The sequence below is a fragment of the Rhodopirellula sp. MGV genome, from assembly GCF_002251265.1.
GTDB lineage: Bacteria > Planctomycetota > Planctomycetia > Pirellulales > Pirellulaceae > Stieleria > Stieleria baltica_A.
In genome coordinates, this window is record NZ_NPDI01000062.1 from 24,617 (window position 1) to 37,158 (window position 12,542).

Here is a 12,542-nt window from a genome sequence, read left to right on the forward strand (position 1 = left end):
CATGGTAAAAAAAATAGCACTCGACTACGACGGCACTGAACTGCGTCTCGTGGTCGCCAACGTCAACGGTGGCAAAGTTTCAGTCTCCGACGTGCAACTGATTCCGATTGCGGAAGGCGAATCGGTCTCTGAGAAACTGCGCCGGTACATCACCGACGCCGGGTTGCAGCGTACCGAAACGTTGGTCGCGATTGGACGCGGCAAAGCAGAACTTCGCGAATTGTCATTGCCGCCGGTTCCTAACGAAGAACTGCCCGACATGGTGCGTTTCCAAGCGATCCGCAGCTTCGCGTTGGCCAGCGACCGAGCAATCGTCGATTTTTTGGTCACTGAACGATCCAGTGAGGCGGTCACCCTAATCGCAGCGGCAATCCCACCGACGGAATTGGACCGCGAGCGAGAACTTTGCTCGACCTCTGAATTGCCACTCGAGCGTTTGGCGTTGCGTCCGCTTGCAGCCGCTTCGCTTTATCTATCGCGCCAGAAAACGCCGGACGTTTGCGTGATGATCGACTTGTTGGCGAACGATGCAGAAATCGTCGTGGCCCGCGAAGGCAAGGTCATTTTTGTCCGAACGGTCCGCTTGCCAGAAGGCGAGGAACACCGCCAAGGCGCAATCGTCAGCGAACTGCGACGCACCATGATGGCGTGCGGCGAATCGGCGACCCCGAGCCGAATTGTGGTCTGGGGAAACGCGGCGGTCCACGCCGGCGAAGTCGCAGCGATTCAAGAAAAAATCGGCTGCGAAAATGTCGAAGCGGTCAGCCCGTTTGACCTCGTCGACGTGAGCTTGGAAAAGTCAAAGCTGCCTGCCCACTCAGGGCGATTTGCCCCACTGGTCGGACTGTTGGCAAGCAGCGCTTCGAACGCCGAAGCACTGATCGACTTTATGAACCCGCGCAAACGGCCAGAAGAAAAACCCGATCACCTGCGTCGGATTGCATTGATCGCCGTTCCTGTCGCTGCCGTTTTCTTAATTGGCTTTTTGATTTACCGTCAGTTCAGCCAGTGGGACAGCAAAATCGCGATCCTTCAGGACGAAGTCAATCAACTGTTGCCCTCTGTCGAAATGGCCGATGAGAGCATCGCCAAAACGGAAGAAATCGACAAGTTCTTGGATCGGGACGTCAACTGGTTGGATGAACTTCGTCGGTTCGCGGAACTCGCACCTCCGAGCGACAAAATGATCGTTCGCTCCCTCGCCGCAAACTCGTTGACCAAAGGTGGAGGCTATTTGCGAATTGGAGGCAACGTGACCGAATCGGGCGTGATTGACAAAATGCAAACTGCGATACGCGACGACACGCACAGCGTCGTGGTGAAAGACATCAATGTCGAGCCGGGTGAAGACAAATACCGCTGGTCGTTCACACAGACGATCACGGTTGACGGTCCAGAAATTCGCAACGTCCGTTACCAACGAATGGACGAACAACTCGCCGCGACGGCTGAACAAGCTGTGCCGACTGGTACCACCGAAGAAACATCTAAGGACCAGGAGGAGGCAGCCCCCGAAACTAGCTCCAAAGCCCCAGCCGAAACTCCTGACGAATCACCAGCCGAAACCCCTGCGACTGAACCCCAAGCCGAGGAGGTCTCCGCATGAACCAACGTGAACGCATCCTTGCCACTCTCGTCGGCGTTGTCGTCGTCGTTGGAATCGGACAACTAGGATTCAATAAATACAAGTCCGCGATTCAACAACGCAAAACGCGTTATCAATCGCTTCAAGATCGTCAATTGCAGCTGGTCGAAAAGCGGACCCTGGGCGCACTTGCCGACCGTCAAATGGGCGAGTACCTCGTACGTTCATTGCCCAGCGATATCGAGAAAGCTCGCAACGCTTATCAAAGCTGGTTGCTGGATGTTGCCAAGCAAAACAACATCCAATCGCCATCGGTCAACGAAACCAATACCAGTGCCTACAAAGATCTTTATCAACAGCTGAAGTTCAAAATCTCGGGTCGAGCCGAAATGCCCGAAATTGTCAACTTACTGTATGAGATCCAAGCCAAAGACTATTTGCATCGCGTCACACAAATCGACATCAACCCTTCGAAGCAAAAGTCGGGATTTATGTTCAATGTGGTCCTGGATGCCATCGCACTCGATGCCGCACCAGCCGACGCGCCCACACCCAAAACGAAATCGTGGCGTGTGAGTTCAGACTCGATGGCTTATGCAGACGCGATCCTTAATCGTAACCTGTTCGAACCGCCAAACCGTGCTCCGGTATTCAGCGGTTCAAAAACCCTGGAAGCGGTTCGTGGGCGTGAGATGGCGTTCTCACTGGACGTCAAAGACCCCGAACAAAACCAATTGCAATACGAGCTGGTCAGCGAGCACGACAACGTAAAAATCGACTCGCGGAGCGGAACTCTTCGAGTGCGATCGGATGAATTGACCGAATTCAAGGTTGATGTTTCGATCACCGACAACGGCTTCCCAAACAAGACGACCACGGAAACATTGCTGGTGAAGGTCGTTGATCCACCTCCTCCGCCAAAGGTAGAACCACCCAAAGTCGAACTCGCCTATGACGATGCCAAGCAGACTTACCTGACAGGTCTGGTTCAAGGCGCCCAGGACTGGACGGCTTGGATGAACGTCCGAACTCGCGGCAAAACCCTTAAACTCCGCGTTGGCGACGAGTTTGAAATCGGGAGCGTTCGCGGAAAGGTAAAGGCCATCGATGCTGACAAAGTCGAGATCGAAATCGACGACAAAGTCGTTTCATTGAAAAGCGGCGGGACACTAAAATCCGCTGTCGACAAATCCGAGTCGCAGTAGTCTGCCGTCGATGCTCGGCCATCGGCCAAGGTTGTTTCTCCAGCGGCCAAATTCGGGCTGTGTGAAGATCCGCAGCAGGCCGATCGGGATTCAGGCGAAAACATTGACGCGATTGCTCTCTTTCAGTAGGCTGAGTGGTGTGGAAGACGACATAACGGTCGTTTCCCAATCCCGCCTGCCCCCTGCTGGGCTACCTTCACGTGCGATCGCTTTGCCGCAGTTGCACACTGTGTCGGACTGGCGCTGGTCATCCAAGAACGTTCTGCGTGCCTACCGATGCCGGCGACCTGAATGAAGAATGCTGCCTATCCGTAGCACTCAATGCGCAGGTTCATACCGATTGGTCTGTCGCGGAACAGAGATGTTTGCGAACCCCGGTATCCAACGTGAAGACAAAGCTTGCTTCTGCTCGAGCGTCTGTGCTTGCGCCCGCACCAAACGCCGGTCCGACCAACGTCCGCCGGTGGAAACGCCGCCTGATCACAGCCGCGTTTATGCTGCCGGCACTTACGCTGCTTCCACAAATCGCTCGCGGCGAAGAACTTGCCACATCCAAGCAGCGCGTCAGCTACTCCAAACAGATCGAACCGATCTTGCGGCGACAATGTTTCGGCTGCCACCAAGGCGCCAAACAGCTTGGCCAATACCGGATGACAGACTTCGCCGGCTTGGTCGCGGGTGGCGAATCGGGTGAAACCGCGATCGTCCCCGGTAAGCCGGACGAAAGCTATCTGATCGAAATGGTGACCGCGGTCGATGGCGTCGCCGAAATGCCGAAGCCGCCATCCAAACCGCTGCACGAAACCGAGCTTGCGCTACTGCGTGAGTGGATTCAACAAGGCGCTCACGACGATAGCGAATCGGTTGCGACACGGTTCGACAGCGATCACCCACCGACCTATCAAGCCGCCCCGTCGATCACCTCCATTGATCTGTCGCCCGATGGATCGATCATCGCCGTCGGGGGCTATCACGAAGCGTTGGTTTTGGGGACCAGCGAGGGCGCACTGAAACAACGTTTGATCGGAATGAGCCCGCGTATCAACTCCGTCCGCTTTGCGCCGGACGGTAATCGATTGGCCGTGGTCGGCGGCTCGCCAGGCGAACTGGGTGAAGTGCAGATTTGGAACCCAGCGACCGGCGAACTGTTGCTGTCCAAGACGTTTACCTTTGACGCGCTATGCGGTGCGTCTTGGTCACCCGATGGCAAGCAACTCGCGTTCGGTGCGGCCGACAACGTCGTTCGTGCGATCAACACCGAAACCGGCGAACAGGTTCTGTATCAAGGTGCCCACGAAGATTGGATTCGCGACGTCGCGTTCTCGCCCGACGGAAGCCACCTTGTTTCTGTCGCTCGTGACATGTCTTGCAAATTGACCGAAGTCGCGACCGAGCGTTTTGTCGACAACGTGACCTCGATCACCCCCGGTGCGTTGTCGGGCGGATTGAACAGCGTTGCGATGCACCCGACCCGCAACGAGATTGTCGTCGGTGGTGCCGACGGTGTGCCCAAGGTGTACCGCATTTTTCGCGAGACGGAACGCAAGATCGGCGACGACGCGAACTTGATCCGCAACCTATCAAAATTGAATGGGCGGATCTTTTCGGTCGTCTTCAGCCCAGACGGAAATCGGATCGCGCGGCATCCACGCTTGATGGACAATCGCAAGTCCGCGTGTGGGGCTTCGACATCGATACCAAGCTGAGCGATGAACTGAAAAAGATCATCGCCAAACGTGTCAGTGACCGCTCCCCAGAAGAACGCAAACAAGTCGACGAATATCGCGCGCAGGAGACCAAGCAACTAATCTCGCTGGACTTCGCCGACCAAGTCGTTTACTCGGTCTCGTTCGGTCCGGACCACACCCTGTACGTGGCCACGGACCAAGGCATCGTGCGTCGCATTGCGGCGGACGGCAGCGAGCTGTCGGCATTGCAATTGCCAATCACGATCGCGGCAAACCACATCGCCGGCGGCAGTGATTCGGAAAGCGATTCAAGCAGCGAAACCAGCGGCGGCACACAAGCCGAATTCGATGCCAAAGCATTTGTCGAAACTCTCGATTCGCCAAGCGATCCGAGTTCGGCCGAGTCCATCGATCTGGCGACCGTCGCGTCGATCGAAGTCGTCCCGGCAACGATCACCACGCGAACGCCCTACGACTATGCTCAACTGGTCGTCACAGCGGTCTTGAAGAACGGTGAACGCATCGACGCGACGCGGATGGCCCGGTACGAAGGCCCCGATTCGGTCGCCACGACAACCAGCGGCTTGATCTGGCCCACCGTTCCCGGCGATGCCGAAATCACGGTGCGGCTTGGCGATTTGAAAACCGTCGTGCCACTGCACCGAGAGTTGGTTGCGGATGCCGGCGAAGTCGACTTTGTCAAAGACGTCAATCCGGTGCTCAGCCGCTTGGGTTGCAACCAAGGAACATGCCACGGCGCACAAAAGGGTAAGAACGGCTTCAAGCTCTCGCTACGTGGCTATGACCCGATCTTTGACGTGCGTGCCCTGACCGACGACCTCGGTGCGCGCCGCATCAACGCGTCGGCCGCGGAAGAATCACTGATGCTGCGAAAGCCGCTTGGGCTGACGCCACACGAAGGCGGAGTGTTGATGACGAGTGGCGATCCATACCACTCGGTGCTCCGTCGCTGGATCGCAAGCGGCAGTGTTCTGCACCACGATTCGCCGCGTGTGGTCAGCTTGGAAATCCACCCCAAGAACCCAGTGATCCAATCGATCGGCGGGACGCAGCAGTTCCGTTTACTTGCCCGCTACAGCGATGAGACAACACGCGACGTCACCCGCGAAGCATTCGTGGACAGCGGTAACACGGAAGTCGCGACGACGACCGGCAAAGGCATGTTGAATGCGATTCGACGTGGCGAAGCGCCCATCCTGGCTCGCTTCGAAGGCAGCTATGCGGCAACGACGTTGACCGTGATGGGTGACCGCAGTGGATATGAATCGCAAGCTTATGAGACTTGGGGACGAATCGATGAACTGGTCGGACAAAAATGGGACCGCGTCAAAGTTGTACCAAGTGGCTTGTGCGACGACGCGACCTTCCTACGACGCGTAACGTTGGACCTGACCGGCTTGCCGCCGACCAGCGATGATGTCCGCGCGTTCTTGGCCGATGCGACTCCGACACGCGAGAAACGATCTTTGGTCGTCGATCGCTTGTTGAGCAGTGAAGCGGCGATCGATTACTGGACCAACAAGTGGGCTGACCTGCTGCAGGTGAACCGCAAATTCCTGGGCGTCGAAGGCAGTCAAAAGTTCCGCGAATGGATCCGTACCGCGATCGCAGAAAATCGGCCCTACGACGAATTCGTTCGCCAAATCATCACCGCGACCGGTTCGAACCGTGAAAACCCAGCGGCGAGTTACTTCAAAGTCTTGCGGACGCCGGAAGACACGATGGAGAACACGACGCACTTGTTTTTGGGAATTCGTTTCAACTGCAACAAGTGCCACGATCACCCATTCGAACGCTGGACCCAGGACCAGTACTACGAAATGGCTGCCTACTTCGCCCGCGTTGATTTGCAAACCGATCCTGAATCGGGTGACAAACGGATCGGTGGCACAGCCGTCGAAGGCGCAAAGCCGCTTTATGAAATGGTGGTCGACAAGGCGGACGGTGACGTCGTCCACGCACGCACTGGTAAAATCACTCCTCCGGAATTTCCGTACGCAGTCGATTGCGACATCGCTGACGAAGCGACACGCCGCCAACAATTGGCGCAGTGGATGACAGACCCGGACAACCCGTACTTCGCAAAGTCGATGGTCAATCGGTTGTGGGGATACCTGCTTGGCAAAGGATTGATCGAACCGATCGATGACATCCGCGCCGGCAATCCGCCGACCAATCCCGAGTTGCTGAATTATCTCACAGACCAATTCGTTGCTTCGGGTTTCGACATCAACAACACGCTTCGCGAGATTTGCAACAGCCGGGCGTACCAATTGAGTGTGGAAACCAACCCGTTGAACGAAGACGACACGCTGAACTATGCACACGCGATGCCACGTCGATTGCCGGCCGAAGTGATCTACGATGCCGTGCACTCGCTAACGGGATCGACCAGTGAAATTCCGGGTATGCCCAAGGGCACTCGTGCCGCGGCGCTGACGGACGCCGGCGTCAAACTGAACGACGGGTTCCTGCAAAACCTTGGCCGCCCGGTGCGTGAAAGTGCCTGTGAATGCGAGCGATCCAGCGACTTGCAACTCGGTCCGATCATGGCGTTGATCGGAGGACCAACGGTCGCATCAGCGATCGCCGACCCGCAGAACGAACTGGAACGCATCGTTTCCGAAAACACTGACGACCACGACCTAGCGACTGAAATTTTCCTGCGTTCGATCGGCCGCGAACCGACAGAACTCGAATTTGCCGCTTTTGACCAAATGAAACAGCAGATCCACGCAGACCACCAAGCTCTGCTCGCACAACTGGAACGCGAGGAAGCGGCTTGGTCCGAACGGCGTGCCCAGTTGGAAAGCGATCGGATGGCCAAACTTGCCGATACCGAAGCGAAGCTCGCCGCCCGCATCGAAGCGGCCAAGCCGGAACAAGACCGTCTGGCGATGGAACGTGAACAGCGAATTGCGGCAGCGCAAGCGAATCTTGACCAAGCAAACGCAAAGCTGGAAACCAAGGCGGAAGAGTTCGCCAAAGCTCATCGTGACGGCGTCGAGTGGCACCCGCTGCTGGCCACCAAAGCGACGTCGACGAACAAGGCAAAGCTAGTCGTCGGTCCCGACCGCGTGATCACGGCCAGCGGTGATGCCGAAAAAGCGACGTATACGCTCGAATTCCGCACCTCGTTGAAACAGATCACTGGGTTGCGATTGGAAGCGATTTCCGATCCATCGTTGCCAGCCAACGGACCGGGATTGCCAGCCAACGGAAACTTCGTTGTCACCGAGATCGAAGTCGGCGTGGCCGCTTCTGATACACCGAAAGAGCGCAAGCCCGTTGAGTTCGCCAGTGGTCACGCGTCGTTCCTGCAAGGCGGCTTCAGTATCGAAGCGGCCCTTGATGGAAACAAACGCGACCAAGGCGGCTGGGCAATCGCGGGTGCGACAGGAACCGACCAATGGGCGACATTGAAATTCAAACAGCCAATCGCAAACGAAGGCGAGGTGGTATTGCAAGTCAAACTGCACCAATACCACAACGCGGGCGATCACCGTCTGGGCAAGTTCCGCTTGAGTGCGACCTGCGACACGGGCGACATCCCATTGGACTTGTCAGAACGTTTGCAAGCGATCGTGCTGACACCCAAAGAAAGCCGCAGCGAAGCGGACGGTAAAACGCTGGTGGACTACATCGGCCGCACCGACACCGAACGCAACGATGCCAACGCGGCACTGGCCGAAGCGCGAAAGCCAGTCCCTCGTGATGCGGAAACGGTTCGGTTGGAAACCCAACGTGACCGCTTAACCGTTGCCACCGCAGACGATCCCAACCTGCTTCGTCTTCGCGAGGATGCGACGTTCAGCCAAACGCAGATCGAGCATGTGCGTTTGACCGCAGCCGAAGACCTGACGTGGGCGTTAATCAACAGCCCAGCGTTTTTGTTCAACCACTGATCGACTTGACCATGCACAGAGTGAACCGCATCGGACGCTCACAGTGCTGATTCCATCCAACGCCCGTCCAATATTGATTCCAGTTACGGAGTTTCCGTCATGCTTTCTTTCAAAGGCTATCCGGCAAAAGATCTGTGCGATCGACACCTGAAAGCATCGCGCCGAACGTTCTTGCGTGTCGGCGGCTGTTCGATGCTTGGATTATCGCTTCCATCGCTCTTGCAATTGGAAAATGCGTCGGCTGGCGAACTGGTTGGCAGCGGGCCCGGTTGGGGCAAAGCCAAGAGCATCATCATGGTTTATTTGCAGGGCGGCCCTAGCCACCTGGACCTTTGGGATCCCAAAGAGAACGTGCCCGACAATGTAAAAAGCCAGTTCTCGCCGATCAGCACCAAGATCCCCGGAATCAAGTTCACCGAGAACCTGCCCAAGCTGTCGCAGATCAACGATCGCTTCACCATGATCCGGTCGATGTCGTACACGCCAAACGGTTTGTTCAATCATACCGCGGCGATCTACCAAATGATGACGGGCTACACGACCGACAAGGTCAGTCCTTCGGGGCAGCTTGAGCCGCCTTCGCCGAAAGACTTTCCGAACTTCGGCAGCAACATCATCAATATGCGACCGGTCGAAGAACCGATGTTGCCGTTCGTCATGCTGCCTCGTCCGCTGCAGGAATCGAATGTTGTCGGCAAAGGCGGCACGGCCGGCTTCTTGGGCAAGTCCTACGATCCGTACACGCTGTATCCAGACGGCGATGACATGGACATGGACAAGATGAGCCGAATCAAGATCGATGACTTGAAATTGCGTCCCGAAGTCTTTAGCGTCCGTTTGCAGCGGCGGGCACAGCTGCGTGGTTTGCTGAACGCACAGATGCCACATATCAACAAAGCAGTCGAAGATTTAGAGCTCGACGAATACTACGACCGAGCACTGTCGCTGATCGTTTCGGGACGTGCCCGCGAAGCGTTCGACTTGGCGAGTGAACCGGACAATTTACGTGACGAATACGGACGCAATACGTTCGGACAAAGCTGTTTGCTTGCCCGACGATTGGTCGAAGCTGGCACGCGGGTCGTGGAAGTCATCTGGCCGAAAGTCGCCAACAGTGACAACCATTCGTGGGACCACCACACGGGGCTGAGCAAGCGAATGAAGGACCAATCGGCGCCAATGCTTGATTCGGGGCTGACAACACTGATTCGCGACCTGGACGACCGTGGGATGCTGGACGACACGCTGGTTGTCGCGGTGGGGGAATTCGGCCGCAGCCCCCAGCGAGGTGTCAGCACCAGCGGAAACAATAATTCCGATGACGGACGTGATCACTGGCCGTATTGCTACACCGCCGTCATGGCGGGAGCCGGCACCCGCCGCGGATACGTCCATGGTAAAAGCGACAAAACGGCGTCGGCTCCGCTGGAAAACCCCGTTCATCCCTCGGAAATCTTGGCGACGATCTATCACAGCTTCGGGATTCATCCCGAAACGATCGTCTACAACCACTTGAACCAGCCGCGGGAATTGGTCAAAGCTCAAGCGTTGACGTCGCTTTTGGCCTAGCGACAGCACGTCAGGCTGCACTAGCCAAAGGCTGCGGTTCCGAGATAATGAATCGGAAACCAAAACAAAGCGTTCAGCGAGTCACGGATTTGCACCGGTGGCTCACCGGACGCCCTCGTTGTAGACTCCCTGCCCGACGGACAAAATTCTCCATGCGAACTACCCTGGCCCTGCTCGTGGCGCTGTCCACGACACTAATTATGAGCAACGACACTTCTGCAAAAAATCCTGGCGAAGCGAACGTCACGGATAAAGTTTTCTTTGACATCGAAATCAACGGCGAACCAGCCGGTCGCATCGTCATGGGACTCTTCGGCGACGACGTTCCCAAGACCGCCGAAAACTTCCGTGCACTGTGCACCGGTGAAAAAGGCGTCGGCAAGATGAAAAAGCCTTTGCACTACAAAGGCAGCAAGTTCCACCGCGTGATCCCCGAGTTCATGCTTCAGGGGGGTGACTTCACCGCCGGAAACGGAACCGGTGGCGAAAGCATCTACGGCGAAAAGTTCGCGGATGAAAAATTCTCGTTCCCACACGATCGTCCCGGTTTGCTGAGCATGGCGAACGCTGGCCCGAACACCAACGGATCGCAGTTCTTCATCACGACCGTTGAAACCCCATGGTTGAACGGCAAACACGTGATCTTCGGTCGCGTCATCGAAGGCATGGACGTTGTCAAGCGTATTGAAACGCTCGGATCGTCGCCAACCGGTGCCGTCCGTTTGCCAGTCGTCATCGCGGACAGCGGTGAACTGAAAGAAGACAAAGAGTAGTCGACGCGGTTCGTCGAACCGATCACCAACACGGAAGCCCGGCCGGTTATTGCAAACCGGCCGGGCTTTTTTCGTTCGTTGGCAGATGCGGAACGCGACCGACTGATCAGTCAGCGGGACGAGGCTTGTTAGACCAGTGGCCACGCGCGTCAGTACCGCGGACATGGACGCCTTTTTCGTTCCACCCCAGCCCCGCATGAACGTCGGCACTGCAGTATCGCAGCGTCAGTCCACAGCGACGTCGATCCGAAAAGTTCGCGTCGCTACCGTGCAGCAGCAGGTCCGCGTGGATCGAAGCTTGTCCTGCTTTCAACGGGTCGGTGACTTCGGTGCCGTATTGCTGGGGATTTTCGATCGTCTGATTCAATACGTTGTGTTCGGTCGAATCACTGGGCCGGTACGTCATGTGGCCTTTCGTGTGGCTTCCGGCGATGAACTTCATGCAGCCGTTTTCCAAGTCGGCATCGTCGATCGCCAACCACACCGTCACTGCTTTGCTGGGCGACAGTGGCCAATAGCTCGCGTCTTGATGCCATGCGACGGCTTTCCCATCGTTGGGCATTTTGCAAAAGAAGTGTGATCCCCAGCCGATCACGTCATCACCCAATAAGTCGGCGACAGGATCAACAATTCGGCCATCGGTCAGGATGTCATACACCGGACCGTACTTAAGGTGTGCGGAGCTGATCGAATAGCTGTTGCCGCCGTCCGCCATCACCTGGCGGAGTAGATCATCAAAGTAGCGTCGAATGTCTGTGATCTCGGCATCAGTAAAGAGATTCAGCGGGCGAATGTAGCCCTCACTGTTGAACCGCTGAATTTGTTCGCCGGTCAGGACCTTGGGATTTGTATTGACGGCGGGGTGAAACGAGAGGTCTCGCTCCAAGGCTTGGAGTTCGTCTTCGGTCGGGATGATCTGAAAATCTTTCATGGTCGGTCAGGGGAGTGGGAACGCTGCGAGGTCCGCGCGTCTGGAGAAGGCTCGCGCGACAGAGATAGTTTAGATGAATCGGAGACGCCGAGTCAGTGTCGGATGCGGTTTGGCAAGCGACTGGTTTTTATTGGACGTTGGGCGAGGTGAGGGCGGGTTGCAAAATGATTCTGTCGACCGAGCGGGCTGTCGCGATCCGGTTCGCGAAGGGCCTACCACCCGCATTCGCGATAGCGAGCGGTTTCGTGAGTCGACTGCGCCGATACGCGCTAGCGTCGGTTTTGCGCGGTTGAAAGTCGGCAGGTGCGAACCGTTCGTGCTCTCAGCGGCGCACGTGACCGTCACGGTACGAGGTGACTGCAACGGAACCGACGCTAGCGCGTATCGGCTAATAGGACAACCGGTAGTGGACGAAGCGATGAGTCCTTCGGAAGCGTTTGCGCTTCGCTGGGGGCGGATTGCAAATTGCAAAATGAACATTGCAAATTGGAAATTGATTTGTCGACCAAACGAACAATCGCGATCCGGTGCGTGAAAGACCTATCAGCCGCATTCGCGATAGCGAGCGGTTTCGTAAGTCGACTGCGCCGATACGCGCTAGCGTCGGTTTTGTACGGGTGAAAGTCGGCAGGTGCGAACCGTTCGTGCTGTCAACGGCGCACGATATCGTCACGGGACTAGGCGACTGCAACGGAACCGACGCTAGTGCTACGGATTGGATTTCCGGTGCCACGAGGGAAAGTTCTGCGTATCTTTCCCAGCTACCCTAGTTCATGATGCAAAAAATTCCCTTCCCCTGCCTGATGTTAGTTTGCTGAAGACGAACTCAAACAAAGGAAGGGAATATGTCGGGTCGAGCAGTGAA

At 56.6% G+C, this 12,542-nt stretch carries 7 protein-coding genes; 6 read left to right on the top strand and 1 reads right to left on the bottom strand.

Annotation, left to right across the window (positions count from 1 at the left end):
* Position 1: 1 nt before the first annotated feature.
* From CGZ80_RS21655 to CGZ80_RS21675, 6 genes are all read left to right on the top strand, one after another.
* Positions 2-1,606 (top strand): hypothetical protein, encoded by a 1,605-nt coding sequence (locus tag CGZ80_RS21655; RefSeq protein ID WP_094417777.1) that lies wholly within the window; start codon positions 2-4, stop codon positions 1,604-1,606.
* Positions 1,603-2,790, top strand: coding sequence for a cadherin repeat domain-containing protein (locus CGZ80_RS21660; protein ID WP_094417778.1), 1,188 nt, complete (start codon positions 1,603-1,605; stop codon positions 2,788-2,790). Before CGZ80_RS21655 ends, CGZ80_RS21660 begins: the two co-directional genes overlap by 4 nt.
* 386 nt (positions 2,791-3,176) lie before the next feature.
* Entirely contained in the window at positions 3,177-4,496 is a 1,320-nt protein-coding gene (locus CGZ80_RS28360) for a c-type cytochrome domain-containing protein (protein ID WP_198953758.1), read from the top strand.
* Positions 4,466-8,404, top strand: coding sequence for a DUF1549 and DUF1553 domain-containing protein (locus CGZ80_RS21665; protein ID WP_198953759.1), 3,939 nt, complete (start codon positions 4,466-4,468; stop codon positions 8,402-8,404). Before CGZ80_RS28360 ends, CGZ80_RS21665 begins: the two co-directional genes overlap by 31 nt.
* A gap of 99 nt (positions 8,405-8,503) precedes the next feature.
* Positions 8,504-9,973 carry a DUF1501 domain-containing protein gene (locus CGZ80_RS21670; protein WP_094417779.1) on the top strand — a complete coding sequence of 490 codons (1,470 nt, stop codon included), beginning with the start codon at positions 8,504-8,506 and terminating at the stop codon, positions 9,971-9,973.
* 200 nt (positions 9,974-10,173) lie between these two features.
* Complete coding sequence (locus tag CGZ80_RS21675; protein ID WP_198953760.1) at positions 10,174-10,746, top strand: peptidylprolyl isomerase; 573 nt, start codon at positions 10,174-10,176, stop codon at positions 10,744-10,746.
* A gap of 106 nt (positions 10,747-10,852) precedes the next feature.
* Here the strand turns inward: CGZ80_RS21675 and CGZ80_RS21680 are convergent, their stop codons facing one another.
* Positions 10,853-11,677: a phytanoyl-CoA dioxygenase family protein gene (locus tag CGZ80_RS21680; protein WP_094417781.1), complete on the bottom strand. Its 825-nt coding sequence runs from the start codon at positions 11,675-11,677 to the stop codon at positions 10,853-10,855.
* Positions 11,678-12,542: the final 865 nt, after the last annotated feature.

Coding starts and splice junctions, on each gene's coding strand:
- CGZ80_RS21675 (WP_198953760.1), top strand. CDS start 10,174: ATGAGCAACGACACTTCTGCAAAAAATCCTGGCGAAGCGAACGTCACG.
- CGZ80_RS21670 (WP_094417779.1), top strand. CDS start 8,504: ATGCTTTCTTTCAAAGGCTATCCGGCAAAAGATCTGTGCGATCGACAC.
- CGZ80_RS21660 (WP_094417778.1), top strand. CDS start 1,603: ATGAACCAACGTGAACGCATCCTTGCCACTCTCGTCGGCGTTGTCGTC.
- CGZ80_RS21680 (WP_094417781.1), bottom strand. CDS start 11,677: ATGAAAGATTTTCAGATCATCCCGACCGAAGACGAACTCCAAGCCTTG.
- CGZ80_RS21655 (WP_094417777.1), top strand. CDS start 2: ATGGTAAAAAAAATAGCACTCGACTACGACGGCACTGAACTGCGTCTC.